This window comes from Streptomyces caatingaensis (genome assembly GCF_001187435.1).
GTDB classification, from domain to species: domain Bacteria; phylum Actinomycetota; class Actinomycetes; order Streptomycetales; family Streptomycetaceae; genus Streptomyces; species Streptomyces caatingaensis.
The window spans coordinates 546,213-572,032 of record NZ_LFXA01000017.1; the positions used below are offsets into that span (position 1 = coordinate 546,213).

General features: G+C 69.5%; 19 protein-coding genes and 3 rRNA genes. 15 read left to right on the top strand and 7 right to left on the bottom strand.

Annotated elements, in window-relative coordinates; translation table 11 throughout:
- Positions 1-24: 24 nt before the first annotated feature.
- Both ptsP and AC230_RS24840 read right to left on the bottom strand, forming a co-directional pair.
- A complete protein-coding gene (gene ptsP / locus AC230_RS24835) occupies positions 25-1,695 on the bottom strand; it encodes a phosphoenolpyruvate--protein phosphotransferase (protein ID WP_049718533.1) in 1,671 nt (556 codons plus the stop codon).
- Positions 1,696-1,775: 80 nt separating this feature from the next.
- Complete coding sequence (locus AC230_RS24840; RefSeq protein WP_049718534.1) at positions 1,776-2,225, bottom strand: PTS sugar transporter subunit IIA; 450 nt, start codon at positions 2,223-2,225, stop codon at positions 1,776-1,778.
- A 581-nt stretch (positions 2,226-2,806) separates the two neighbouring features.
- On the opposite strand from AC230_RS24840, the gene AC230_RS24845 reads away from it, so the two are divergent.
- The 9 genes from AC230_RS24845 to AC230_RS24875 all read left to right on the top strand — a co-directional run bounded on the left by AC230_RS24845 (position 2,807) and on the right by AC230_RS24875 (position 13,113).
- Positions 2,807-4,332 (top strand): 16S ribosomal RNA (locus AC230_RS24845).
- A gap of 281 nt (positions 4,333-4,613) precedes the next feature.
- Positions 4,614-7,732: ribosomal RNA gene (locus AC230_RS24850) — 23S ribosomal RNA — on the top strand.
- Between the two features lie 78 nt (positions 7,733-7,810).
- Positions 7,811-7,927: ribosomal RNA gene (gene rrf / locus AC230_RS24855) — 5S ribosomal RNA — on the top strand.
- The 16S, 23S and 5S rRNA genes sit together here, the layout of an rRNA operon.
- A gap of 88 nt (positions 7,928-8,015) precedes the next feature.
- Positions 8,016-9,188, top strand: coding sequence for an acetoin utilization protein AcuC (locus AC230_RS24860; RefSeq protein ID WP_049718535.1), 1,173 nt, complete (start codon positions 8,016-8,018; stop codon positions 9,186-9,188).
- A gap of 221 nt (positions 9,189-9,409) precedes the next feature.
- Positions 9,410-10,207, top strand: coding sequence for a phosphatase (locus AC230_RS31495; RefSeq protein ID WP_078871593.1), 798 nt, complete (start codon positions 9,410-9,412; stop codon positions 10,205-10,207).
- 128 nt (positions 10,208-10,335) lie between these two features.
- Positions 10,336-10,545, top strand: coding sequence for a helix-turn-helix domain-containing protein (locus AC230_RS24865; protein ID WP_154080489.1), 210 nt, complete (start codon positions 10,336-10,338; stop codon positions 10,543-10,545).
- Positions 10,546-10,655: 110 nt separating this feature from the next.
- Positions 10,656-10,754 carry a 30S ribosomal protein bS22 gene (locus tag AC230_RS31500; RefSeq protein WP_003948845.1) on the top strand — a complete coding sequence of 33 codons (99 nt, stop codon included), beginning with the start codon at positions 10,656-10,658 and terminating at the stop codon, positions 10,752-10,754.
- A 254-nt stretch (positions 10,755-11,008) separates the two neighbouring features.
- Positions 11,009-12,055, top strand: a complete 1,047-nt coding sequence (locus tag AC230_RS24870) for an NAD-dependent epimerase/dehydratase family protein (protein WP_078871552.1) — start codon at positions 11,009-11,011, stop codon at positions 12,053-12,055.
- 14 nt (positions 12,056-12,069) lie between these two features.
- Positions 12,070-13,113 (top strand): lysophospholipid acyltransferase family protein, encoded by a 1,044-nt coding sequence (locus AC230_RS24875; RefSeq protein ID WP_049718537.1) that lies wholly within the window; start codon positions 12,070-12,072, stop codon positions 13,111-13,113.
- Between the two features lie 104 nt (positions 13,114-13,217).
- On the opposite strand, the gene AC230_RS24880 is transcribed toward AC230_RS24875, so the two are convergent.
- The 4 genes from AC230_RS24880 to AC230_RS24895 all read right to left on the bottom strand — a co-directional run bounded on the left by AC230_RS24880 (position 13,218) and on the right by AC230_RS24895 (position 17,152).
- Positions 13,218-14,444: a DUF5667 domain-containing protein gene (locus tag AC230_RS24880; protein ID WP_049718538.1), complete on the bottom strand. Its 1,227-nt coding sequence runs from the start codon at positions 14,442-14,444 to the stop codon at positions 13,218-13,220.
- 167 nt (positions 14,445-14,611) lie between these two features.
- Positions 14,612-15,415, bottom strand: a complete 804-nt coding sequence (locus tag AC230_RS24885) for an ECF subfamily RNA polymerase sigma factor, BldN family (protein WP_049718539.1) — start codon at positions 15,413-15,415, stop codon at positions 14,612-14,614.
- Between the two features lie 421 nt (positions 15,416-15,836).
- Positions 15,837-16,781 carry an HAD family hydrolase gene (locus AC230_RS24890; protein WP_049718540.1) on the bottom strand — a complete coding sequence of 315 codons (945 nt, stop codon included), beginning with the start codon at positions 16,779-16,781 and terminating at the stop codon, positions 15,837-15,839.
- Positions 16,782-16,882: 101 nt separating this feature from the next.
- On the bottom strand, positions 16,883-17,152 hold the full coding sequence (locus AC230_RS24895; RefSeq protein ID WP_049718541.1) for a glutaredoxin family protein: 270 nt from the start codon (positions 17,150-17,152) through the stop codon (positions 16,883-16,885).
- Between the two features lie 367 nt (positions 17,153-17,519).
- On the opposite strand from AC230_RS24895, the gene AC230_RS24900 reads away from it, so the two are divergent.
- From AC230_RS24900 to AC230_RS24925, 6 genes are all read left to right on the top strand, one after another.
- Entirely contained in the window at positions 17,520-18,290 is a 771-nt protein-coding gene (locus AC230_RS24900; RefSeq protein WP_049718542.1) for a redox-sensing transcriptional repressor Rex, read from the top strand.
- Complete coding sequence (locus AC230_RS24905; protein WP_049718543.1) at positions 18,287-19,699, top strand: glutamyl-tRNA reductase; 1,413 nt, start codon at positions 18,287-18,289, stop codon at positions 19,697-19,699. Before AC230_RS24900 ends, AC230_RS24905 begins: the two co-directional genes overlap by 4 nt.
- On the top strand, positions 19,696-20,664 hold the full coding sequence (hemC, locus tag AC230_RS24910; protein WP_049718544.1) for a hydroxymethylbilane synthase: 969 nt from the start codon (positions 19,696-19,698) through the stop codon (positions 20,662-20,664). Before AC230_RS24905 ends, hemC begins: the two co-directional genes overlap by 4 nt.
- On the top strand, positions 20,661-22,310 hold the full coding sequence (locus tag AC230_RS24915) for a bifunctional uroporphyrinogen-III C-methyltransferase/uroporphyrinogen-III synthase (protein WP_049718545.1): 1,650 nt from the start codon (positions 20,661-20,663) through the stop codon (positions 22,308-22,310). Before hemC ends, AC230_RS24915 begins: the two co-directional genes overlap by 4 nt.
- Positions 22,307-23,293, top strand: a complete 987-nt coding sequence (hemB, locus tag AC230_RS24920) for a porphobilinogen synthase (protein ID WP_049718546.1) — start codon at positions 22,307-22,309, stop codon at positions 23,291-23,293. The genes AC230_RS24915 and hemB overlap by 4 nt, the downstream gene beginning before the upstream one ends.
- A gap of 186 nt (positions 23,294-23,479) precedes the next feature.
- Positions 23,480-23,923, top strand: coding sequence for an ATP-binding protein (locus tag AC230_RS24925; RefSeq protein WP_049718547.1), 444 nt, complete (start codon positions 23,480-23,482; stop codon positions 23,921-23,923).
- Here AC230_RS24925 and argS read toward each other — a convergent pair.
- Positions 23,920-25,677 (bottom strand): arginine--tRNA ligase, encoded by a 1,758-nt coding sequence (gene argS, locus AC230_RS24930; RefSeq protein ID WP_049718548.1) that lies wholly within the window; start codon positions 25,675-25,677, stop codon positions 23,920-23,922. The genes AC230_RS24925 and argS overlap by 4 nt on opposite strands.
- Between the last annotated feature and the right edge of the window lie 143 nt (positions 25,678-25,820).

The following is a 25,820-nucleotide window of genomic DNA, read 5'->3' on the forward strand; positions in this document are numbered from 1 at the left end:
TCTCAACTCACCCAAGGGACCGGCTCATTCGCCGGACAGCACCGCCTGCGCGGCCAGCCGCGCCTCCTCGGCCGTGTCCGTCGCACGGGCCGCGGCCGCCGCACGCTCGCACTGGGCCAGCGTGTGCTTCGCCAGCGTCGCGCGGACGTAGGGGATCGAGGCCGCGCCCATGGACAGGCTGGTCACCCCGAGACCCGTCAGGACACAGGCGAGCAGCGGGTCCGCGGCGGCCTCGCCGCACACGCCGCAGCTCTTCCCCTCGGCCTTCGCCGCCTCCGCCGACGCCGCGACCAGGTCGAGCAGCGCGGGCTGCCACGGGTCCTGGAGACGGGAGACGGCACCGACCTGACGGTCCGCCGCGAAGGTGTACTGCGCCAGGTCGTTGGTGCCCAGCGAGAGGAACTCGACCTCCTGGAGGATCGAGCGGGCCCGCAGCGCGGCGGACGGAATCTCCACCATCGCGCCGAACTTGGCCTGCAGCCCGGCCTCCCGGCACGCGTCCGCGAACGCCTTCGCGTCGGTGCGGTCCGCCACCATCGGGGCCATGACCTCGAGGTAGACCGGCAGCCCCTCGGCGGCCTTGGCCAGCGCGGTGAGCTGCGTGCGCAGCACCTCCGGGTGGTCCAGCAGGGTCCGCAGACCCCGCACGCCCAGCGCCGGGTTCGGCTCGTCCGCCGGCGTCAGGAAGTCCAGCGGCTTGTCGGCGCCCGCGTCCAGCACGCGCACGACGACCCGGCCCTCCGGGAACGCCTCCAGCACCTTGCGGTACGCCTCGACCTGCTTCTCCTCGGACGGCGCCTTCTGGCTGTCGTCCAGGAAGAGGAACTCCGTGCGGAACAGCCCGACGCCCTCCGCACCCGCCTCGACCGCCGCCGGGACGTCCCCTGGACCACCGACGTTGGCGAGCAGCGGCACTTTGTGACCGTCGGATGTGGCGCCCGGACCGGACGACGCGGCGAGCGCGGCCTTCCGCTCCTCGGCGGCGCGCGCCAGCTCGGCCCGCTTCTCCTGGCTCGGGTTGACGAAGACGTCGCCCGTGCTGCCGTCCACCGCCACGACCGTGCCCTCGGCCAGCTCACCCGCACCCGGCAGCGCCACGACCGCGGGCACGCCCAGGGCGCGCGCCAGGATGGCGCTGTGGCTGGTGGGCCCGCCCTCCTCGGTCACGAAGCCGAGCACCAGCGTCGGGTCCAGCAGCGCCGTGTCGGCGGGAGCCAGGTCCCGGGCGATCAGCACATAGGGCTCGTCGCTGTCGGGCACACCCGGCATCGGCACGCCCAGCAGGCGGGCGACGATGCGGTTGCGCACGTCGTCGAGGTCGGCCACCCGGCCGGCCAGGTACTCGCCGGCCCCGGCGAGGAGCGCCCGGTAGGCGGCGAAGGCGTCGTACACCGCGCGTTCCGCGGTGCTGCCCACGGCGATCCGCCGTTCGACGTCGGCCATCAGCTCCGGGTCCTGGGCCATCATGGCCTGGGCCTCGAGCACGTGCTGGGCCTCGCCGCCGGCGAGGTTGCCCCGCGCGATCAGGTCGGCGGCCACAGCCTCCACGGCCTGGCGCGCGCGCCCCTGTTCGCGCGGCGCCTCGTCCGTCGGAATCTGCTTGGCCGGCGGCTCCAGGACCGCCGTGCCCATGTGCCGGACCTCGCCGATCGCCACACCGTGGCTCACGCCGACGCCTCGCAGCGTTGTCTCCATCATGTCCTCTCGAACGGGACCACCGTCAGAAGCCGGTGTCTGTCCCTGACTGACTGGGTTCAGCTGAACCGTTACTGCGACTACTGCCAGCTGAACAGCTGGTCGCCCGCCTTGACGTCGCCGTCCACGCGCAGGTCGCCGAGAGAGTCGGCGGTGGCCTCGAGGGCGATCACGGGGGAGATCGGCGACTTGCCGGCCGCCTCGACCGCGGCCGGGTTCCAGCGCACGACGGCCTGGCCGCGGGTCACGGTGTCACCCTTGTTGACGAGCAGCTCGAAGCCCTCGCCGTTGAGCTGGACGGTGTCGATGCCCAGGTGCGTCAGGACGCCGTGCCCCTCGGCGTCGACGACGACGAACGCGTGGGCGTGCAGCGAGACGATGACGCCGTCGACGGGGGCGACGGCCTCACAGGGCTCGCGCACGGGGTCGACCGCGGTGCCGGGTCCCACCATCGCGCCGGAGAAGACCGGGTCGGGCACAGCCGCGAGCCCGATGGCGCGTCCGGCGATCGGGGACGTCACGGTGGTCATGGGAAGCCTCCCAGGGGTGGAGATTCATCACGCACCGTCACTACCTGTCCTGGACGGTGCACTGCCCAGAGCCTAAGTCATAGGAACTGAGGGTTCCGCACGAGTGCGCCCACCCTCGTCCGGTGCGCTCCGTAACCGATTTGCCTCGTCCCGCCGGGGAGCTGTACTGTCGGATCCCTGCCCACGACCGGGGCCCGCAGCGACTGCGGGCGAGGCGCGGGCGGCACTCCATTCAGAAGTGATCCCGATCCTCGGGCCGCCTTTGTCTGCTCGTCTTGCTTTTGCATGCGAAATGACGGTGGTGAGAGGGACGGAAAACGCCTGATAGAGTGTGAAACACCGAAGGGAAGCGCCCGGAGCGCCTGGTGAAACAGGAGCGAAGGAAGCGTCCGTTCCTTGAGAACTCAACAGCGTGCCAAAAGTCAACGCCAGACTATAAAACAACCCCGTTCCGGCCGGTTTGACCGGTTGGGATGAGGTTCCTTTGAAAAACACAGCGAGGACGCTGTGAACGGCCGGGCTTATTCCGCCTGGCTGTTCCGCTCAACGCGAGTGTTGAACCGGTATGAGTCCGGTAAGCATTCACGGAGAGTTTGATCCTGGCTCAGGACGAACGCTGGCGGCGTGCTTAACACATGCAAGTCGAACGATGAAGCCGCTTCGGTGGTGGATTAGTGGCGAACGGGTGAGTAACACGTGGGCAATCTGCCCTGCACTCTGGGACAAGCCCTGGAAACGGGGTCTAATACCGGATATGACCTGCCGAGGCATCTCGGTGGGTGGAAAGCTCCGGCGGTGCAGGATGAGCCCGCGGCCTATCAGCTTGTTGGTGGGGTGATGGCCTACCAAGGCGACGACGGGTAGCCGGCCTGAGAGGGCGACCGGCCACACTGGGACTGAGACACGGCCCAGACTCCTACGGGAGGCAGCAGTGGGGAATATTGCACAATGGGCGCAAGCCTGATGCAGCGACGCCGCGTGAGGGATGACGGCCTTCGGGTTGTAAACCTCTTTCAGCAGGGAAGAAGCGCAAGTGACGGTACCTGCAGAAGAAGCGCCGGCTAACTACGTGCCAGCAGCCGCGGTAATACGTAGGGCGCAAGCGTTGTCCGGAATTATTGGGCGTAAAGAGCTCGTAGGCGGCTTGTCGCGTCGGATGTGAAAGCCCGGGGCTTAACTCCGGGTCTGCATTCGATACGGGCAGGCTAGAGTTCGGTAGGGGAGATCGGAATTCCTGGTGTAGCGGTGAAATGCGCAGATATCAGGAGGAACACCGGTGGCGAAGGCGGATCTCTGGGCCGATACTGACGCTGAGGAGCGAAAGCGTGGGGAGCGAACAGGATTAGATACCCTGGTAGTCCACGCCGTAAACGTTGGGCACTAGGTGTGGGCGACATTCCACGTCGTCCGTGCCGCAGCTAACGCATTAAGTGCCCCGCCTGGGGAGTACGGCCGCAAGGCTAAAACTCAAAGGAATTGACGGGGGCCCGCACAAGCAGCGGAGCATGTGGCTTAATTCGACGCAACGCGAAGAACCTTACCAAGGCTTGACATACATCGGAAACGGCCAGAGATGGTCGCCCCCTTGTGGTCGGTGTACAGGTGGTGCATGGCTGTCGTCAGCTCGTGTCGTGAGATGTTGGGTTAAGTCCCGCAACGAGCGCAACCCTTGTTCTGTGTTGCCAGCATGCCTTTCGGGGTGATGGGGACTCACAGGAGACTGCCGGGGTCAACTCGGAGGAAGGTGGGGACGACGTCAAGTCATCATGCCCCTTATGTCTTGGGCTGCACACGTGCTACAATGGCCGGTACAATGAGCTGCGATGCCGTGAGGTGGAGCGAATCTCAAAAAGCCGGTCTCAGTTCGGATTGGGGTCTGCAACTCGACCCCATGAAGTTGGAGTTGCTAGTAATCGCAGATCAGCATTGCTGCGGTGAATACGTTCCCGGGCCTTGTACACACCGCCCGTCACGTCACGAAAGTCGGTAACACCCGAAGCCGGTGGCCCAACCCTTGTGGAGGGAGCCGTCGAAGGTGGGACTGGCGATTGGGACGAAGTCGTAACAAGGTAGCCGTACCGGAAGGTGCGGCTGGATCACCTCCTTTCTAAGGAGCACATAGCCGACTACGAGCGAATGTCTCGTACGGTTGCTCATGGGTGGAACGTTGACTAGTCGGCCGGCTTGGTGAGCCTTCTCTGTTAGTACTGCTTCGGCGTGGAACGCAGGTGGGGTGAACTGGTCTGGTCGGGCACGCTGTTGGGTGTCTGAGGGTACGGCCGTATGGCTGTCCTTCGGTGCCGGCCCCAGTGAACTCGATGCTTTGGTGTCGGGGTGGTGGGTGGCTGGTCGTTGTTTGAGAACTGCACAGTGGACGCGAGCATCTGTGGCCAAGTTTTTAAGGGCGCACGGTGGATGCCTTGGCACCAGGAACCGATGAAGGACGTGGGAGGCCGCGATAGGCCCCGGGGAGCTGTCAACCGAGCTGTGATCCGGGGGTGTCCGAATGGGGAAACCCGGCAGTCGTCATGGGCTGTCACCCGCTGCTGAACACATAGGCAGTGTGGAGGGAACGCGGGGAAGTGAAACATCTCAGTACCCGCAGGAAGAGAAAACAACCGTGATTCCGGGAGTAGTGGCGAGCGAAACTGGATGAGGCCAAACCGTATGCGTGTGATACCCGGCAGGGGTTGCGTATGCGGGGTTGTGGGATCTCTCTTCTGTCGTCTGCCGGCGGCAGGACGAGTCAGAAACCGTTGATGTAGGCGAAGGACATGCGAAAGGTCCGGCGTAGAGGGTAAGACCCCCGTAGTCGAAACGTCAGCGGCTCGTTTGAGAGACACCCAAGTAGCACGGGGCCCGAGAAATCCCGTGTGAATCTGGCGGGACCACCCGTTAAGCCTAAATATTCCCTGGTGACCGATAGCGGATAGTACCGTGAGGGAATGGTGAAAAGTACCGCGGGAGCGGAGTGAAATAGTACCTGAAACCGTGTGCCTACAAGCCGTGGGAGCGTCGCATCGAGTGCTTGCACTCGGTGTCGTGACTGCGTGCCTTTTGAAGAATGAGCCTGCGAGTTTGCGGTGTGTTGCGAGGTTAACCCGTGTGGGGAAGCCGTAGCGAAAGCGAGTCCGAAGAGGGCGACCTAGTAGCGCGCCCAAGACCCGAAGCGGGGTGATCTAGCCATGGGCAGGTTGAAGCGGAGGTAAGACTTCGTGGAGGACCGAACCCACCAGGGTTGAAAACCTGGGGGATGACCTGTGGTTAGGGGTGAAAGGCCAATCAAACTCCGTGATAGCTGGTTCTCCCCGAAATGCATTTAGGTGCAGCGTCGTGTGTTTCTTGCCGGAGGTAGAGCACTGGATAGGCGATGGGCCCTACCGGGTTACTGACCTTAGCCAAACTCCGAATGCCGGTAAGTGAGAGCGCGGCAGTGAGACTGTGGGGGATAAGCTCCATGGTCGAGAGGGAAACAGCCCAGAGCATCGACTAAGGCCCCTAAGCGTACGCTAAGTGGGAAAGGATGTGGAGTCGCAGAGACAACCAGGAGGTTGGCTTAGAAGCAGCCACCCTTGAAAGAGTGCGTAATAGCTCACTGGTCAAGTGATTCCGCGCCGACAATGTAGCGGGGCTCAAGCGTACCGCCGAAGTCGTGTCACTGCAGCATGAGACCTAACGGTTGTTGTGGTGGGTAGGGGAGCGTCGTGTGCCGGGTGAAGCAGCGCCGGAAGGTAGTTGTGGACGGTTCACGAGTGAGAATGCAGGCATGAGTAGCGATACACACGTGGGAAACGTGTGCGCCGATTGACTAAGGGTTCCTGGGTCAAGCTGATCTGCCCAGGGTAAGTCGGGACCTAAGGCGAGGCCGACAGGCGTAGTCGATGGACAACCGGTTGATATTCCGGTACCCGCTTTGAAGCGCCAAACATCGAATCCCGATGCTAAGTCCGTGAAGCCGCCCTGAGCTCTTCGGAGTGTAGGGGAGTGGTGGAGCCGGTGACCAGATTGTAGTAGGTGAGTGATGGGGTGACGCAGGAAGGTAGTCCAGCCCGGGCGGTGGTTGTCCCGGGGTAAGGGTGTAGGCCGTGTGATAGGCAAATCCGTCACACATGGGGCTGAGACCTGATGCCGAGCCGATTGTGGCGAAGTGGATGATCCTATGCTGTCGAGAAAAGCCTCTAGCGAGTTTCATGGCGGCCCGTACCCTAAACCGACTCAGGTGGTCAGGTAGAGAATACCGAGGCGTTCGGGTGAACTATGGTTAAGGAACTCGGCAAAATGCCCCCGTAACTTCGGGAGAAGGGGGGCCATTCCTGGTGATGAGTTTTGCACTCGGAGCTGGGGGTGGCCGCAGAGACCAGCGAGAAGCGACTGTTTACTAAAAACACAGGTCCGTGCGAAGCCGTAAGGCGATGTATACGGACTGACGCCTGCCCGGTGCTGGAACGTTAAGGGGACCGGTTAGCTCCATTTCGGTGGGGCGAAGCTGAGAACTTAAGCGCCAGTAAACGGCGGTGGTAACTATAACCATCCTAAGGTAGCGAAATTCCTTGTCGGGTAAGTTCCGACCTGCACGAATGGCGTAACGACTTCTCGACTGTCTCAACCATAGGCCCGGTGAAATTGCACTACGAGTAAAGATGCTCGTTTCGCGCAGCAGGACGGAAAGACCCCGGGACCTTTACTACAGCTTGATATTGGTGTTCGGTTCGGCTTGTGTAGGATAGGTGGGAGACTGTGAAGCATGCACGCCAGTGTGTGTGGAGTCGTCGTTGAAATACCACTCTGGTCGTGCTGGATGTCTAACCTGGGTCCGTGATCCGGATCAGGGACAGTGTCTGGTGGGTAGTTTAACTGGGGCGGTTGCCTCCTAAAGGGTAACGGAGGCGCCCAAAGGTTCCCTCAGCCTGGTTGGCAATCAGGTGTTGAGTGTAAGTGCACAAGGGAGCTTGACTGTGAGACCGACGGGTCGAGCAGGGACGAAAGTCGGGACTAGTGATCCGGCGGTGGCTTGTGGAAGCGCCGTCGCTCAACGGATAAAAGGTACCCCGGGGATAACAGGCTGATCTTCCCCAAGAGTCCATATCGACGGGATGGTTTGGCACCTCGATGTCGGCTCGTCGCATCCTGGGGCTGGAGTCGGTCCCAAGGGTTGGGCTGTTCGCCCATTAAAGCGGTACGCGAGCTGGGTTTAGAACGTCGTGAGACAGTTCGGTCCCTATCCGCTGTGCGCGTAGGAGTCTTGAGAAGGGCTGTCCCTAGTACGAGAGGACCGGGACGGACGAACCTCTGGTGTGCCAGTTGTTCTGCCAAGGGCATGGCTGGTTGGCTACGTTCGGGAGGGATAACCGCTGAAAGCATCTAAGCGGGAAGCCTGCTTCGAGATGAGGACTCCCACCCACTTGATGGGGTAAGGCTCCCAGTAGACGACTGGGTTGATAGGCCAGATATGGAAGCCGGGTGACCGGTGGAGTTGACTGGTACTAATAGGCCGAGGGCTTGTCCTCAGTTGCTCGCGTCCACTGTGTTGGTTCTGAAACCACGAACGACCTTTGCCGGTTGGTTTGTTGATTGTTTCATAGTGTTTCGGTGGTCATAGCGTTAGGGAAACGCCCGGTTACATTCCGAACCCGGAAGCTAAGCCTTTCAGCGCCGATGGTACTGCATGGGGGACCGTGTGGGAGAGTAGGACGCCGCCGAACTAAATTTGAAGAAAAGCCGTGGGCTTCGTATCCGAGAAATCGGTACGGGGCCTACGGCTTTTCTGCGTTTACCGGTACGGTGACGGCCATGAGCGGTCGCGCACAGCTGATGTGGGACGAGGCGGTCACCGGTTACGACTTCGGCCCCGGACACCCCATGGACCCGGTACGGCTCTCCCTGACCATGCGTCTGGTCGAGGCGCTCGGTCTGCACAAGGCGATGGACGTGGTGGCCGCCCGGCCCGCGGGGGAGTCGACGCTTCGGCTGGTGCACCGTCAGGACTACATCGAGGCCGTGCGCACGGCGTCCTCCGATCCCCGCGCGGCCGACGCCTCGTACGGCCTCGGGACGGCCGACGATCCGGCCTTCGCGGGCATGCACGACGCCGCCGCGCTGATCGCCGGGCAGTCCGTCGGGGCGGCCGAGGCCGTCTGGCGGGGCGACGCCCGGCACGCCGTCAACTTCGCCGGCGGGCTGCACCATGCGATGCCCGGAGCGGCGTCCGGCTTCTGCGTCTACAACGACGCCGCCCTCGCCGTCGCGCGGCTGCTCGAACTCGGCGCGGAACGCGTCGCGTACGTCGACGTGGACGTGCACCACGGCGACGGCGTCCAGGCCGCGTTCTGGGAGGACCCGCGGGTGCTGACGGTCTCGCTGCACGAGCACCCCCACACGCTCTTCCCGCAGACGGGCTGGCCCGAGGAGACCGGGGCGCCCGGTGCGGAGGGCTCGGCGGTCAACGTGGCGCTGCCGGCCGGGACGGGTGACGCGGGGTGGCTGCGGGCCTTCCACGCCGTCGTCCCCGAGCTGCTGGCGGCGTTCCGGCCTCAGGTACTGGTGACCCAGCACGGCGCGGACACCCACTTCGAGGATCCGCTGGCCCATCTGACGGTGTCCCTGGACGCACAGCGGATGGTCGCCGAGGCCTGTCACGCCCTGGCCCACGAGCACGCCGGGGGCCGCTGGGTGGCCCTCGGCGGGGGCGGCTACGCGGTCGTCGACGTCGTGCCGCGGGCCTGGGCCCATCTGTGCGCCGTCGCCGCCGGCCGGCCGGTGGATCCCGAGTCCGGGGTGCCGGAGGAGTGGCGGGACGAAGTCTTCCGGCGGACACGGCAGTTGGGGCCGCTGCGGATGACCGACGGACTGCGGCCGGCCTGGCGGGACTTCGCGGCCTCCGGCTACGACCCGGCCGACCGCCTCGACCAGGCGGTCCTTGCGACCCGCCGCGCGGTCTTCCCGTCCCACGGCCTCCTCCCCTGAACGTCCTCCCCGTCCCCGGGATCCCCGCGCCCGGGATCCCCGCGCCCGGGATCCCCGCGCCCGGGATCCCCGCGCCCGGGATCCCCGCGCCCGGGATCCCCGCGCCCGGGATCCCCATGCCCGGAATCCCCATGCCCCGGACCCCCGTCCCCCGGACCCCCGTCCCCCGGCCCCTCCCGTAGCCCCCTTCCCGCCCCCGCGTTAGTCGGTGCGTGGAACGCCTGCGCGCACACCTGCTCGCGTCCGGTCTCGCCGGACCCGTGGCCACGACCCGGGAGCGGAGCCTCGCCCGCTACCGGTGGTTCGTCGCCCGCGACCCCCGGGTGCTGATGGGACTGGAGCCGGAAAGTGACTGGTGCTTTAAGGAGTTGTTGCGCCTGATGGGTCGTCGGTGTGGAGTTTCGGCCGATCCCGCACACACTTCCGGGCATGATGTGATCGACCCTGATCGCACGCTGGAGGCACTCGGTGCCTTCGCCGAGCGGGTCGCCACGGCCGCCGCGACGGGCGCTCCGGTGCTGATCGGCACCGGCCACCCCCACCGGCTCCTGGGTTTCTACGCCGGGTTGGCCGCCGGCCTCTCAGCGATGGGATGTGCTGTCCTCACCCCTGCGCAGGGTCGAAGTATCGACATAACGACCCGGTTTGGCGTACGCACATACAACCTTGACTACGTCCGAGGAGTCGCGATGGTGCGCGAACCCGGCGCGTGCGCCACCGCGAACGAGCCCGGCGCACATACGCATTCACCCCTCCCGCTTCGTACTGCGCTCGCTGCGGCGGGAGATGGCGACGGGCCCCTTCCGAGCCTGGTCATCGGGGACCACGGTTGGCTCTGCGGGGCAGGTCAACTGGGCTTTGAGGCCATCGGACTGGCGGATTCCGACGACCCGGCCCCGTTCGTCGCAGAGGCCGAGGGGCGGGTGTCCGTCGTCGTTCCGCTTGATGACACTGTGCGGTCTGATTACTACCGACCGCTTACTCGCTATGTACTCAATCGAGCGTGTCTGTCACGGTAGGCGGCCGATGGCTGCTCCTCTTCCCCACTCGCATCACCCGCCCCTAATCTGGGGAGTGAGCGCGCAGCGACGAGGAGTCACCGGAGGGGAAGCCGGTGCGCGTCATGTGCGGAAGGTTCAGGTGTGTCATGGCTGCTGGCGAAAGGCCTCTCAACGAGGTCGTGTTCCTGACCGTGGCGGAAGTCGCCGCGGTGATGCGCGTGTCCAAGATGACCGTGTACCGCTTGGTGCACAGCGGTCATCTGCCGGCGATCCGGGTGGGTAGGTCCTTCCGGGTCCCAGAGCAGGCGGTGCACGAGTACCTCCGTGAGTCCTTCGTGGGGGTGGAAACCGCCTGACGAGGACCTCGGATTACGCTGTTCGCCCGGTGCCGGGTAGGCTGGCCCGATGTAGGTCGTGTGGGCTCGGACGCCCCGCACCGAGTGAATCGATGTAAGCGAGGGTAGTCGTGGGCTCTGTTATCAAGAAGCGGCGCAAGCGGATGGCCAAGAAGAAGCACCGCAAGCTGCTCAAGCGCACTCGCGTTCAGCGCCGCAACAAGAAGTAAGCAGCGTCGCTGTGTTCGTCCCGCAGCCCTCCCTCCGCTCCGGCGGCGGGAGGGCTGCGGTGCGTCCGGGGGCCGTGCGCGGAGGGCGGCGGCCTGCGGCGCGTCGCGGTGCGTGAGGCGCTCGCTACGGCTTGAAATGTCGCCCTGGGCGGCAAGCGCCCGTCACAGCGCCGCGGCGACCCGCTACGGTGGCCGCCAACAGGGCAGCCGTTCCCCGGGTGAGGGAGGGCCCGACGGAAGGGAAGGCACTGATCTTGGGCAGGGTCGTGCTCGTCACCGGAGTCGCCCGCAGGCTGGGCGGCCGCTTCGTCCGCCGTCTGACGCGCGAGCCGGGCGTCGACCGGGTCGTCGGGGTGGACGCGGTGCCACCCGGACACCACCTGGGCGGGGCCGATTTCGTACAGGCGGACATCCGCCACCCGGCGATCGCCCGGGTCCTCACCGAGCACGCGGTGGACACGGTCGTCCACCTGGACGTCAACGGCACCCCCCTCGGCAAGCGCGGCAGCCGGGCGGCGGTCAAGGAGACCAACGTCATCGGCACCATGCAGCTGCTGGGCGCCTGTCAGAAATCCCCGGCCGTGAAGCGGCTGGTCGTGAGGTCCACCACCAGCGTCTACGGTTCGGCGCCGCGCGATCCGGCGGTGTTCACCGAGACCACGCCCCCCAAGTCGCTGCCCGGCGGCGGCTTCGCCAAGGACGCCGTCGAGGTCGAGGGCTATGTGCGCGGCTTCGCCCGGCGGCGGCCGGACGTGGCGGTGTGCGTGCTGCGCCTCGCCCACCTCATCGGGCCCGGCGCGGACTCGCCGCTCGCCGAGTACTTCTCGCTGCCCGTGCTGCCGACGGTCCTGGGCTTCGACCCGCGGCTGCAGTTCGTGCACGAGGACGACGCCGTCGAGGTGCTGCGGATCGCCGCCGGAGAGCCCGCCAGGGGCACGCTCAACAGCGGGACGTTCAACATCGCCGGGGACGGCGTGGTGCTGCTCTCCCAGGCCGCCAGGCGCCTCGGGCGTCCCACCCTCCCGTTCTTCGTCACCGGCGTCACCTGGGCCGGCTCCGCGCTGCGCGCGCTGGGCATGCTGGACTTCTCCGCGGAGCAGATCCGGCTGCTCACCCACGGCCGGGTCGTGGACACCACCCAGATGCGGGAGACACTCGGCTTCCACCCCCGGTACACCTCGGCCGGGGCCTTCGCCGACTTCACCCGCAGCCGCGGCACGGGGCTGCTGCCGCCGCACGCCCTCGCCCGTACCGTCGACCGGATCGCCGCCGCGGTGCCCGCCGGCCGCGGCCTGAACTGAGGAGCGCACGCAGCATGTCGGACGCGAAGGTCATCCCGTTCGGCGAGGAGCCGCGCTCCAAGCGGCGCTCCAGGCGCGGCGGTACGGGCCGTACGCACCGGGCGGCGGCGCCGCTCGCGCCCGTCCCGCAGCCGCGCGAGGAGAGGCGGTCAGCGGGCCCGCAGGAGCCCGTGGAGCGGCCCGCCGCGGCCTCCGGCGGGTCGCCGTCCGCGGCGGGCCCGGGCTGGGAGCGCAGGCTCGCCCACGGGCTCGAGTTCCTGCGCCGCCGGATCACCGGCGACTACGAGGTCGACGAGTTCGGCTTCGACCGCGAACTCACCGACCAGGTCCTGATGTCGGCGCTGCGCCCGCTCTACGAGAAGTACTTCCGGGTCGAGGTGCGGGGCGTCGAGAACATCCCCGAGAAGGGCGCGGCCCTGGTCGTCGCCAACCACTCCGGGACGCTGCCCGTCGACGGGCTGATGCTCCAGGTCGCCGTGCACGACCACCACCCGGCCGGGCGGCACATCCGGATGCTCGCCGCCGACCTGGTCTTCGCGCTGCCGGTGGTCAACGAGATCTCCCGCAAGCTCGGGCACACCCTGGCCTGCGCGGAGGACGCCGGGCGGCTGCTGGAGCGCGGCGAGGTGGTCGGGGTGATGCCGGAGGGCTTCAAGGGGATCGGCAAGCCGTTCTCCGAGCGGTACCGGCTGCAGCGCTTCGGCCGGGGCGGTTTCGTCTCCACGGCGCTGAGGGCGGGGGCGCCGATCGTGCCGTGCTCGATCGTGGGGGCGGAGGAGATCTACCCGATGGTCGGCAACTCCAAGACGCTGGCGAGGCTGTTGGGGCTGCCGTACTTCCCGCTGACGCCGACGTTCCCCTGGCTGGGGCCGCTCGGGGCGGTGCCGCTGCCGACGAAGTGGACGATCCAGTTCGGCGAGCCGGTGCCCACGGACGGCTATCCGCCGGAGGCGGCGGACGATCCGATGCTGATGTTCAACCTGACCGATCAGGTGCGGGAGACGATCCAGCACACGCTCTACAAGCTGCTCGTGCAACGGCGGTCGGTGTTCTTCTGACGGCGGTGCGTTTTCCGGCACCGACCGTCATGACACCGACCGCCGTGGGGCCCGAAGGGAAGTGATCGCGGCTGACGGCCGCGATCACTTCCGGTACCGGGCGATCACCTCTGGTCGTCGCCGTGGATGCCCAGCCCCGGGAGGATGTCCGGGAGCAGCGGCGGGACGATGACGTCCGGCTGCTTGGACGGCTTGCCGTCCTTGCCGTGCGGCGTGCCCGACGGGCTCTGGCTCTGGCCCTGGCTCTCCGGCGGGGAGGCCGGGCGCAGCAGGCCCGTGCCGCCGAGGAGCCCCTCCTGGTCCTCCTGGCCGCTCGTGGACGGCTGGGCGGGGCGCTCGGCCGCGTGCTTGCCGCCGGCGGACCTGTGGGGGGACGGGGCGCCGTGGGACGGGCTGCCCGGGGTGCCGGGCCGGGACGGGGTGCCGCCCTTGCCGTGGGCCGGGCGGTGGTCGTGGCCCTGCAGCAGGGACTGCAGCGGCTCGATCTCGTCGTCTATGGCCCTGAACGCCGAACTGACCTGGTCCCGCACGTCGTTGAGGGGAAGCGGCAGCCGGTCGCGGAGCTGGGTCCAGCCCTCGCGGTGCGAGGCGTTGAACGAGGAGAGGAGCTTGAGCGGGCCGAGGGAGCCGTCGCGCTCGTAGGCGGCGCGGAGCAGGCGGTGGCCCTCGGAGACGTCCTGGCGCATGCCCGACAGGGTCCGGCGGATCTCGCCCAGCGACTCGTGGTCCAGATGGCCGGAGCGGCCGCGCTCCATGAGGCGGCGGGCCTCCTGGAGCCGGGTGGACGCCTGGTCGAGGAGGATGCCGCCGCGCTCGGAGTCGCTGTCGGCCATGCCGAGCTTCAGATCCTCCATGCCGCGCTTGAGGCCGTAGAGGGTGTCGCCGGGAAGGGCGTTGGAGCTGGCGGCGGCGACGCCGCCGAGCGCCCCGGCGGCCACGCCCACGGTGAGCCCGCCGGCCGCCAGCCCCTTGGACCAGCGGGAGCGCGGCCTGAGGCGGCCGAGCGGGCCGGCCCGGTGGGCCCCGCGCCCGGCCGCGCGGTCGCCCGGGGCCCTGCGGGGCTCGGGGACCGTCGTGGCGCCTCCGGCGAACTGGGCCTCCATGGCGGCGATCAGCTGCGCCCGCTGCACGGTCCTGACCTCGGGGTCGAGCTCAGGGGCGGGCAGCCGCGACAGCCCGCTCGCCAGCGTCAGCAGCTTCCCCTGCTCGCCCTGCTCGGCGTCGTCCGCCGGGGGGCCGGTCCGTGCGGCCGCCTCGCCCTGGACGTCCTGCTCCTCCAGGGCCTGGGCGAAGGCGTTCGCCCGCCGGTGCGCCGAAACGTTCGCGATCACTGGCGGCACCTCCTCTCGTCATGACGATCGACTCCCCCGAATACCTGGAGGTTGCACGCCTTGAGGGCATCCACTCGATCGAGTGAGTGATTGCGGGGCATGGCGCGACGCGGGAAGTCTGCATCCCGGACAACGAGCGGCGTGGCAGTCGGGTTACGCGCCGGTCGTCAGCGGGCGTCGTCGGGGAGGAGCCGGGCGAGGGTGCGCACGGCGCGGTACTGGAGGGTCTTGATGGCGCCCTCGTTCTTCCCCATGACGCGGGCGGTCTCGGCGACCGACAGGCCCTGGAGGAAGCGGAGGGTCACGCACTCCTGCTGCTGGGGGTTGAGCTTGCGCACCGCCTCCAACAGGGCGGCGTTGGACAGGGATTCGAGGACGGAGTCCTCGGGGCTGCGCTCGACCTCGTTGGCGTCGAGCATCTCGCCGGTGGTGACCTCCAGGCGGAAGCGGGAGGACTTGAAGTGGTCGGCGACGAGGTTGCGGGCGATGGTCACCAGCCAGGCGCCGAAGTCGCGGCCCTGCCAGGTGAAGGTGCCGATGCGGCGCAGGGCGCGCAGGAACGTCTCGCTGGTCAGGTCCTCGGCCGTGGCCCGGCCTCCGACGCGGTAGTAGATGTAGCGGTAGACGGTGTCGGCGTACTGGTCGTAGAGCCGGCCGAAGGCCTCGGCCTCGCCGGCCTGGGCGCGCTCGACCAGGTCCAGCATCCGGGCGCTGTCGCTGTCGGCGCTGGGGCGGCGGGTGGTGGTGGCCGCGCCGGTGCCGCGCCGGGCGCGTCTGCCCACCGCGGCGCCGGCCTCGGCGAGGGCGTAGCAGGGGCTCCGTTGCCCGGCAGAGCCTACGGCTACCGCGGGGGCGAGCGTGGCGAAGGCGGGGACGGCGTACGCGGTGGGGACGAAGCCGCGCAGACGGTCGATGACCGCTGCGCGCAGCGTAGCCAGGCCCGAGGCGTCAACCCCGACGTGTGGGTACACGGGACTCCCAGAGGCAGAGCTTCCATCACGTGCAGTGCCGGACCGTTCACTCGTCGTAGGGACAAGCGGGGTACCGGTTTGCGTCTGAGGAGAATAACCCTTCGTACAGGCAGCGCTACGCCGAGTTGCTCAATTCATCGTTTCCGTTCGCTCTCTCGCCTATTGCCGCCCGTTCAAATATCGAACCGCTAACAGAAGTTGACCGTATTTGCTGTGGGTGTGGCCGATTGGGCAGCGTGTTGTGGTAATCCGGACACGGCAGGACTGTCGGGGGTTGTGTGGGGGTATGACAACCGGATTGCCCGTGGGGGACGCGTGGTGACGCTGTGTCGCCGCGGCGGCGTCGGCGGCTCGTCTGCGTGATCGCCCGATCCGGTGACGGGCGTGTCCGCGGTGTTCCGGGCCGGGGCGGCCGGCCCGGTCAGCGACGGCGGCGGTGCAGGGCGACGGCCGCGGCCGCGCCGCCCGCGAGGGCGCCGAGGCCGACCGCGGCGGGGATGCCGACGCGGGCCGCCTTGCGGCCGGTGCGGTAGTCGCGCAGCCGCCAGCCGCGCTCGCGGGCGTGCTTGCGCAGCCCGGCGTCGGGGTTGACCGCGCAGGGGTGGCCGACGAGGGAGAGCATCGGGATGTCGTTGGCGGAGTCGCTGTAGGCGGCGCAGCGGGAGAGGTCCAGGCCCTCGGCCGCGGCGAGCGCGCGGACGGCCTCGGCCTTGGCCGGGCCGTGCAGCATCTCGCCGACGAGCCGCCCGGTGTAGACGCCGCCGACGGACTCGGCGACGGTGCCGAGGGCACCGGTCAGGCCGAGCCGGCGGGCGATGATCGTGGCGGTCTCCACCGGGGCGGCGGTGACGAGCCAGACCTTCTGGCCCGCGTCGAGGTGGGCCTGGGCGAGGGCGCGGGTACCGGGCCAGATGCGCTCGGCCATGTACTCGTCGTAGATCTCCTCGCCGACGGCCATGAGTTCGGAGACGCGGTGGCCCTTGACGATGGACAGGGCGCTGTCGCGGGCGTCCTGGATGTGCGCGGGGTCCTCGATGCCGGCGAGCCGGAACCAGGTCTGCTGCCAGGCGAAGCGGGCGAGTTCGCGCTTGCGGAAGAAGTGCCGTTTGTAGAGGCCGCGGCCGAAGTGGAAGAGGGCGGCGCCCTGCATCACGGTGTTGTCGAGGTCGAAGAAGGCGGCGGCCTTCACGTCGCCGGCGACGGGGAACTCCGGCTCGGGGGGCGGCGCGGCCTCCTCCCGCCGCTCGCGCTCGTGCTCCTGGGCGGACTTGCGGGCTGCCTCCGCCGCCGCTTCGCCCGCCCGCACGCTGCGGGCGGTGGCGGGGCGGCGGGGCGCGAGCCGGGTGAGCCATCCAAGTGCGGCCATGCCGCGAGCATAGCCAGTTTGTTCGGGGGGCTCGGTGCGGGAGCAAAGCCTTGGCGTGAACTCTACGTGTCGGTAACGTCACATGACCCCGCGGGCCCGGGTCAGCCGCCGAGCGCCTTGCGCAGCCGGGCCGGGTCCACCCGCCAGAAGTCGTGCTGTTCGCCGTCGATCAGGACGACGGGGATCTGCTCCCAGTACTTCCGGTGGAGCTCCTCGTCCCGGGTGATGTCCTTCTTCTCCCAGGGGGTGCCGAGCTCGCCGCAGACGGCCGAGATGACGGACTCGGCGTCGTCGCAGAGGTGGCAGCCGGGCTTGCCGACGAGGGTGACCAGGCGGTCGGCGGGGTTCTTGCGGCGGCGCAGCAGACTCATGGGCCCATTGTGCCCGGGGGCGGCCGGCGGTCCGGCGGGGTTCCGCGCGGGCCGGTTTCGATGCCTGAGTCGACTACCATCGTGGGCGTTTTGTTGGTGTCCGGGAGTTTTCCGGCCGGCGGATGAGGAGTGAGCGTCCATGCGCCCGTCCGCCGAACCCTGGTGCGCGTGTGGCGGGTGTGACCGTCGCCGCACGGGGCCCAATGGTTCCCCGAACGGGCCGAAAGGCCGCGTGACACCCATCACTTTGCCCGGACAAAGCGGACACCATCTTTGTGCACGCGTTCACAAAGACATAGCCTGCATACGACGGGGCGGTCCTGGGACGAGGCGCCGCCCGCAGCCCCGCTCTACCCGCAGGAGCACCGTGGCAACTGGCCGAACTCACCGACCGGCGACCCGAAGCCGAGGGATTCCCGAGGCCACCGTCGCCCGGCTTCCGCTGTATCTGCGCGCGCTGACCGCGCTCTCCGAGCGCTCGGTCCCCACGGTCTCCTCCGAGGAGCTCGCGACGGCGGCGGGCGTCAACTCCGCCAAGCTCCGCAAGGACTTCAGCTACCTCGGCTCGTACGGCACCCGCGGGGTCGGCTACGACGTCGAGTACCTCGTCTACCAGATCTCCCGCGAGCTCGGCCTGACCCAGGACTGGCCGGTCGTGATCGTCGGCATCGGCAACCTGGGCGCGGCCCTCGCCAACTACGGCGGCTTCGCCTCCCGCGGCTTCCGCGTCGCGGCCCTGATCGACGCCGACCCCGCGATGGCGGGCAAGCCGGTGGCCGGCCTGCCGGTGCGGCACACCGACGAGCTCGAGGAGATCGTCACCGAGAACGGCGTCTCCATCGGCGTCATCGCCACCCCGGCCGGCGCCGCCCAGCAGGTCTGCGACCGCCTGGTCGCCGCCGGGATCACCTCGATCCTCAACTTCGCGCCCACCGTGCTCTCCGTGCCCGACGGCGTGGACGTGCGCAAGGTCGACCTGTCGATCGAGCTCCAGATCCTCGCCTTCCACGAGCAGCGCAAGGCCGGCGACGAGACCGCCGCCGTGCGCCGCACCGGCACGGCGGGCCGGCCCGCCGCCGCGGCCCGCGAGGGCCGGAAGGGACCCGACGGGGACGTTCCCGCCGTGATGCCGGCATGAGTCTCCTCGTCGTCGGACTCAGCCACCGCACCGCGCCGGTGAGCGTGCTGGAGCGGGCCTCCCTCGGTCAGGAGGCGCGGGCCGCGCTGGCGCACGACGTCCTCGCCGCCGAGCCGGCCACCGAGGCCGCCGTGCTCGCCACCTGCAACCGCATCGAGCTCTACGCCGACGTGGACAAGTTCCACGCCGGTGTCGCCGAGCTGTCCACGCTGCTCGCCCGGCACTCGGGCGTCGGCCTCGACGAGCTCACCCCGCACCTGTACGTCCACTACGAGGACCGCGCCGTCCACCACCTCTTCTCGGTGGCCTGCGGCCTGGACTCGATGGTCGTCGGCGAGGGCCAGATCCTCGGCCAGATCAAGGACGCGCTCGCCCTCGGGCAGGAACTGCATACCGCCGGGCGGCTGTTGAACGACCTCTTCCAGCAGGCGCTGCGGGTCGGCAAGCGGGCGCACAGCGAGACCGGCATCGACAAGGCCGGCCAGTCCCTCGTCACCTTCGGCCTGGAGCAGCTCGCCCCGGGCGGCGACGTTCCCGGCTGGGCGGCGGGCAAGCGCGCCCTGGTGATCGGCGCCGGCTCGATGTCCTCGCTTGCCGCCGCCACGCTCGCGCGCGCCGGGGTGGCCCACGTCGCCGTCGCCAACCGGACGGTGGAGCGCGCCGAGCGGCTGGCGCGGATCCTGACCGAGCCCGGCGCGGGCCACCGCGCGACGGCCGCCGCCGTCGAGATGTCCGCCGTGCCCGAGGAGCTCGCGGCCGCGGACGTCGTGGTCTCCTGCACGGGCGCCACCGGCCTCGTCCTGACCGCCGCGACGGTCGCCGCCGCGCTGGCCGCCAAGGACGGCGACCTGTGCCCGGTCGACGACGACTGCGCGACCGCCCCGGCCGCCGGCGTCCGCCTCGCCTTCCTCGACCTCGCCATGCCCCGCGACGTCGACGCCGCCGTGCACGGCCTCGACGGCGCCCGCCTGGTGGACATCGAGACCCTGGCCGAGGCGTCCGCGGACGCGCCGATGGCGGCGGACGTGGACCAGGTCCGGTCCATCGTCGCCGACGAGGTGGCCGCCTTCGGCGCCGCCCAGCGCGCCGCCCACATCACCCCCACCGTGGTCGCCCTGCGCACGATGGCCGCGGACGTGGTGCGCAGCGAGATGGCCCGGCTCAACGGCCGGCTGCCCGGCCTCGACGACAAGCAGCGCGCCGAGATCACCCAGACCGTCCGCCGCGTCGTCGACAAGCTCCTGCACGCCCCCACCGTGCGGGTCAAGGAACTGGCCGCCACCCCCGGCGGCGCCGGCTACGCCGACGCGCTGCGGGAGCTCTTCGACCTCGACCCGCAGGCCGTCGCGGCCGTCAGCCGGGCCGACGCACGGCCCGCCACCGAGAACAACGCACGGGAGTCGGCATGAACGGCAATCCCTCCACCCCGCTGCGCCTGGGCACCCGGCGCAGCCAGCTGGCCATGGCCCAGTCCGGCCAGGTGGCCGACGCGGTGCGGGCCGTGACCGGCCGGCCGGTCGAGCTGGTGGAGATCACCACCTACGGGGACGTCTCGCGCGAGCACCTCGCGCAGATCGGCGGCACCGGCGTCTTCGTCTCCGCGCTGCGCGACGCGCTGCTCGCGGGCGACATCGACTTCGCCGTGCACTCGCTCAAGGACCTGCCGACCGCCCAGCCGGACGACCTCGCCCTGGCCGCGGTCCCGCGCCGCGAGGACCCGCGCGACGCGCTGGTCGCCCGCGACGGGCTCACCTTCGAGGAGCTGCCCGACGGGGCCCGCGTCGGCACCGGTTCGCCGCGCCGCATGGCCCAGCTCAACGCCTGGGCCAGGACGCTCGGCAAGGAGATCGAGACCGTCCCGATCCGGGGCAACATCGACACCCGGCTCGGCTTCGTGGCCAAGGGCGAGCTGGACGCCGTCGTCCTCGCCGCCGCCGGTCTGAACCGGATCGGCCGCAGCGACCGGGTCACCCAGTACCTGGAGCCCGACACGGTTCTGCCCGCCCCCGGCCAGGGGGCCCTGGCGATCGAGTGCGCCGCGGACAACGCGCCGCTCGTCGCCGCGCTCGCACAGCTCGACGACCCGCGCACGCGGGCCGCCGTGACCGCCGAGCGTTCCCTGCTCGCCGCCCTGGAGGCCGGCTGCTCCGCACCCGTGGGAGCGCTGGCCGACCTTCTGGGAGCCGAGCAGTCTGTCACCGAAATGCGCCTGCGCGGCGTCGTCGGCACCACCGACGGCACCACGCTGGTGCAGCTGTCCACCACCGGTCCCGTACCCGCGTCGCACCACGACGCCCTGGCCCTCGGCCGCGAACTCGCGGCGGAGATGCTGGACAAGGGTGCGGCCGGTCTGATGGGGGAGCGAGCACTTTGAACCCCACCGCCCCGAACCACCCCGCGCACGGGCACGTCACCTTCCTCGGTGCGGGCCCCGGAGACCCGGGACTGCTGACGCTGCGCGCCGTCGAGGCGCTGGCGGCCGCCGACGTCCTGGTGGCCGATCCACAGGTGCTGGATGTGGTGCGTGCGCATGCCCGCCCGCAGGTGGACATGCCTGCGCAGACGGTCGCTGACGAGACGTCACGGGCCGCCGACGTCCCGGTGCTCCGGGACACCGCCAATCTTGTCATGTCGGCCGCGCGCGGCGGCAAGCGGGTCGTGCGTGCGGTCCTCGGCGACCCCGGGCTCGACGGCGACGCGGCGGACGAGATGCTCGCCTGCGCCGCCGAGGGCATCACCTTCGAGGTGGTCCCGGGCATCGCGACCGCCGTCGGCGTCCCCGCCTACGCCGGTGTCCCGCTGCGCGACGGCAAGGGCGCGGACGTGCGCTTCGTCGACGCCCGCAGCGCCACGGACACCTGCTGGTCCGAGGCCGGCGCGAGCGAGGCCACGGTCGTGGTGACGACCACCCTCGACGCGGTGGCCGCGGCCGCCGGCGAGCTGGTCTCCGCCGGCCGCAAGCCCGAGACCCCGCTGAGCGTCACCGTCGCCGGCACCACCACCCGCCAGCGCACCTGGACGGCCACCCTCGGCAGCATCGCCCAGGTCCTCAAGGCCGCCAAGGTGCTGCCGTCGCCGGACGGCGGCCGGCCGGTGATAGCCGTGGTCGGCGAGCACAGCGCGGCCGAGCGGCGCGAGCCGCTGTCGTGGTTCGAGTCCAAGCCGCTCTTCGGCTGGAACGTCCTGGTGCCGCGCACCAAGGAGCAGGCCGCCTCGCTCTCCGACCAGCTCCGCTCCTACGGCGCCGTGCCGCACGAGGTGCCCACCATCGCCGTCGAACCGCCGCGTACCCCGCAGCAGATGGAGCGCGCGGTCAAGGGTCTGGTCACCGGCCGCTACGAGTGGATCGCCTTCACCTCCGTCAACGCGGTCAAGGCGGTGCGCGAGAAGTTCGAGGAGTACGGGCTCGACGCCCGGGCCTTCGCCGGCATCAAGGTCGCCGCGGTCGGCGAGCAGACCGCCAGGTCGCTGATCGAGTTCGGCGTCAAGCCGGACCTGGTGCCGAGCGGCGAGCAGTCGGCCGCGGGCCTGCTGGACGACTGGCCGCCCTACGACCCGGTCTTCGACCCGATCGACCGCGTCTTCCTGCCGCGCGCCGACATCGCCACCGAGACCCTGGTGGCCGGCCTGATCGAGCTGGGCTGGGAGGTGGACGACGTCACGGCCTACCGGACCGTGCGCGCCTCGCCGCCGCCGGCCGAGACCCGCGAGGCGATCAAGGGCGGCGGCTTCGACGCCGTGCTCTTCACGTCCTCGTCCACCGTGCGGAACCTGGTCGGCATCGCCGGCAAGCCGCACAACGTCACCGTCATCGCCTGCATCGGCCCGGCCACCGCGAAGACCGCGGAGGAGCACGGGCTGCGGGTGGACGTGCTGTCGCCCGAGCCCTCGGTGCACAAGCTCGCCGAGGCGCTCGCGGAGTTCGGGGCCGCGCGGCGCGACGCCGCGATCGAGGCCGGGGACCCGGTCACGCGCCCGAGCGAGCGACGGCCCGGATCGCGCAGAAGGGCACGGAGTTGAGCACGTACGGATCGTTTCCCGGCAGCCGCCCGCGGCGGCTGCGCACCACGCCGGCCATGCGCCGGATGGTCGCCGAACACCGCCTGCACCCCGCGGAGTTGATCCTTCCCGCCTTTGTGCGGGAGGGCGTCTCCGAGCCGGTGCCGGTCTCCTCGATGCCGGGCGTCGTCCAGCACACGCGGGACACGCTGCGCAAGGCCGCCGCGGAGGCGGTCGAGGCCGGGATCGGCGGGATCATGCTGTTCGGCGTGCCCGAGCACAAGGACGCGACCGGCAGCGCCGGGACGGACCCCGACGGCATCCTCCAGGTCGCGATCCGCGACGTGAAGGCCGAGGTCGGGGACGACCTCATCGTCATGTCCGACCTCTGCCTGGACGAGTTCACGGATCACGGGCACTGCGGTGTGCTGGACTCCGAGGGCCGGGTCGACAACGACGCGACGCTGGAGCGGTACGCGGAGATGGCGCGCGTCCAGGCGGACGCGGGCGTCCACGTCGTGGGCCCGAGCGGCATGATGGACGGTCAGGTCGGCGTCGTCCGTGCGGCGTTGGACGCGGCGGGTCACCAGGACGTGTCCATCCTCGCCTACACCGTGAAGTACTCGTCGGCCTTCTACGGGCCGTTCCGCGAGGCGGTCGCCTCGTCGCTGCGCGGCGACCGCAAGACGTACCAGCAGGACCCGGCCAACGCCCGGGAGGCCCTGCGGGAGTTGGCGCTCGACCTCGCCGAGGGCGCGGACATGGTGATGGTGAAGCCGGCGCTTCCGTACCTCGATGTGCTCCATCGGGTGGCGGAGTCGGTGGACGTGCCGGTGGCGGCCTATCAGATCTCCGGTGAGTACGCGATGGTGGAGGCCGCGGCGGCGAACGGCTGGATCGACCGGGACGCGGCGATCCTCGAGACCCTGACGGGTGTCAAGCGCGCCGGGGCGAACATGATCCTCACGTACTGGGCGACGGAGGTCGCGCGGCGCCTGCGCTGAGGGCGGGTGCCCCCTCCGGGGAGGGGCCGGGGCTCGACCCTCCTCCCCGGGCGCACCCGTCGCGCCCGTTTAAACCTCGCGTGTCACCCACATAGGTCGTCTCTCGTCGAATGCGGGCAGTCCTGGCACGGGCAAACCGAACATGACTACCGTGCGTGGCAGACCGCTCACTCTACGGAGGCGTGCATGAGTCATGAGAGCCCCGAGTCCCATCTCGCGGACGACTGGGAGTACACGCTCCAGGTTCCCTCCGACCCGATGGCGCCGTGCATCGCCCGGCGCACCCTGCGCACCATCTTCGAGGAGCACGGCTTCCTCGAACTGGCCGACACGGCCGAGCTGTTGACGTCCGAGCTGGTCACCAACGCCTACCGGTACTCCGACGGGCCCGCCTCGGTGCGGGTGCGCAGGGAGGGCGGCAGGGTGCGGGTCGCGGTGTGGGACACCAACCCCCGGCTGCCCGTGCTCGACCGCGTCCCCTCGGCGCTCGGCCCCGACGACGAGGCCGAGCGGGGCAGGGGGCTCGGCCTCGTCCAGCGGTGCGCCGACAGCTGGGGCGGGTTCGCGCTGCGCGACCAACCCCAGGGGCTGGTGGGGAAGTTGATCTGGTTCGAGCTCAGTGAGCGCTAGAGGCGCTCGGGGGTGCGGATGCCCAGCAGGGCCATGCCCTGGCGCAGCGTGCGGGCGGTGAGGTCGCAGAGGAAGAGGCGGTTCTCCCGCAGCTCCGCGGACTCGGCCCGCAGCACCGGGCACTGGTCGTAGAAGGCCGTGTACAGCGAGGCCAGCTGGTACAGGTAGCCGGCGAGCTTGTGCGGCGCGTACTCCGCGGCGGCCTCGGCCACCGTCGCGGCGAACTGGTCGAGGTGCAGGCCGAGCGCCCGCTCGGCGGGGGCCAGCGCGAGCTCCGGGTGCGCCGCCGGCTTCGCCTCGCCCGCCTTGCGGAGGATCGACTGGATACGGGCGTACGCGTACTGGAGGTAGACCGACGTGTCGCCGTTGAGCGAGACCATCTGGTCCAGGTCGAACTTGTAGTCGCGGGCCGCCGAGGTGGACAGGTCCGCGTACTTCACCGCGCCGATGCCGACCTGGGCGCCCCGCTCGGCGATCTCCTCCTCCGTGAGGTCCTGCGCCTTGTCGCGGACGATCGCCGACGCGCGGTCGATCGCCTCGTCCAGCAGGTCCACCAGGCGGACGGTCTCGCCCTCGCGGGTCTTGAACGGCTTGCCGTCCTTGCCGAGGACGGTGCCGAAGCCGAGCTGCACGGCCTTGACGTCGTCGGTCAGCCAGCCGGCCCGGCGGGCGGTCTCGAAGACCATCTTGAAGTGCAGGGACTGCCGGACGTCCACCACGTACAGCAGGGTGTCGGCCTTGAGGTTGAAGACGCGGTCGCGGATCGCGGACAGGTCGGTGGCCGCGTAGCCGAAACCGCCGTCCGACTTCTGGACGATCAGCGGGACGGGGTTGCCCTCGGGGCCCTTGACGTCGTCGAAGAAGACGCAGAGCGCGCCCTCGGAGCGGACCGCGACGCCGGACTCCTCCAGCAGGCGGCAGGTCTCGGCGAGCATGTCGTTGTAGCCGGACTCGCCGACGATGTCCTCGTCGCGGATCTCGACGTCGAGCTTGTCGAAGACCGAGTAGAAGTAGATCTTCGACTCGTCGACGAACTTCTGCCAGAGGGCGAGGGTCTCCTCGTCGCCCGCCTGGAGGTCCACGACCCGGCGCCGGGCGCGGGCCTTGAAGGCGTCGTCGGAGTCGAAGAGGGCGCGGGACGCCTTGTAGAGCCGGTTGAGGTTGGACATGGCCTCCTCGCCGGAGACCTGCTCGTCCTTGTGGTCCAGCTCGTGCGGGTGCTCGATCAGGAACTGGATGAGCATGCCGAACTGGGTGCCCCAGTCGCCGATGTGGTGGCGGCTGACGACCTTCTCGCCGGTGAACTCCAGGATCTTCACGACCGAGTTGCCGATCACCGAGTTCCGCAGGTGGCCGACGTGCATCTCCTTGGCCACGTTGGGCTGGGCCCAGTCGATGACCGTGGTGCCGGGGTGCTCCTTGAGGGGCACGCCCAGCCGCTCGTCCGCCGCGCGCGCGGCCAGCGTCCGCGTGATCGCGCCGTCGGCGACGGTGACGTTGAGGAAGCCGGGGCCGGAGACCTCGACGCCGGCGAGCAGCTCGTCCTCCGGGAGCCGCTCGACGACCTTGCCGGCCAGCTCACGGGGGTTCCCCTTGAGCTTCTTGGCCAGCGCCAGCATCCCGTTGGCCTGGAAGTCCGCCCGGTCGCTCCGTCGCAGCAGCGGGTCGGCGGCACCGGCCTCCGGCAGGGCTGCCGAGAGGGCGTCCGCGATGCGCTGGTGGACGGTGGAAGCGAGGGAGGGGACCTGAGCCATGGGGTGCGTGCCATTCCGGTAGGCGGCAGTTTTCGGTGCTCCCCGAGTATCCCATGCGGATATCACGGGCCCGGAGCCGTTTTCGCCCGCCGGCGGGCAACCAGGTGGCCCCCCGGGCCGTCTGGGACAATGGTCATGCCAGA

Bases quoted from the DNA above. Each gene is read 5' to 3' on its own strand.
- argS (WP_049718548.1), bottom strand. From the start codon at position 25,677: ATGGCTCAGGTCCCCTCCCTCGCTTCCACCGTCCACCAGCGCATCGCG.
- ptsP (WP_049718533.1), bottom strand. From the start codon at position 1,695: ATGGAGACAACGCTGCGAGGCGTCGGCGTGAGCCACGGTGTGGCGATC.
- AC230_RS24875 (WP_049718537.1), top strand. From the start codon at position 12,070: ATGTCGGACGCGAAGGTCATCCCGTTCGGCGAGGAGCCGCGCTCCAAG.
- AC230_RS24890 (WP_049718540.1), bottom strand. From the start codon at position 16,781: ATGGCCGCACTTGGATGGCTCACCCGGCTCGCGCCCCGCCGCCCCGCC.
- AC230_RS24865 (WP_154080489.1), top strand. From the start codon at position 10,336: ATGGCTGCTGGCGAAAGGCCTCTCAACGAGGTCGTGTTCCTGACCGTG.
- AC230_RS24895 (WP_049718541.1), bottom strand. From the start codon at position 17,152: ATGAGTCTGCTGCGCCGCCGCAAGAACCCCGCCGACCGCCTGGTCACC.
- hemC (WP_049718544.1), top strand. From the start codon at position 19,696: ATGAACGGCAATCCCTCCACCCCGCTGCGCCTGGGCACCCGGCGCAGC.
- AC230_RS24925 (WP_049718547.1), top strand. From the start codon at position 23,480: ATGAGTCATGAGAGCCCCGAGTCCCATCTCGCGGACGACTGGGAGTAC.
- AC230_RS24905 (WP_049718543.1), top strand. From the start codon at position 18,287: ATGAGTCTCCTCGTCGTCGGACTCAGCCACCGCACCGCGCCGGTGAGC.
- AC230_RS24860 (WP_049718535.1), top strand. From the start codon at position 8,016: ATGAGCGGTCGCGCACAGCTGATGTGGGACGAGGCGGTCACCGGTTAC.
- AC230_RS24840 (WP_049718534.1), bottom strand. From the start codon at position 2,225: ATGACCACCGTGACGTCCCCGATCGCCGGACGCGCCATCGGGCTCGCG.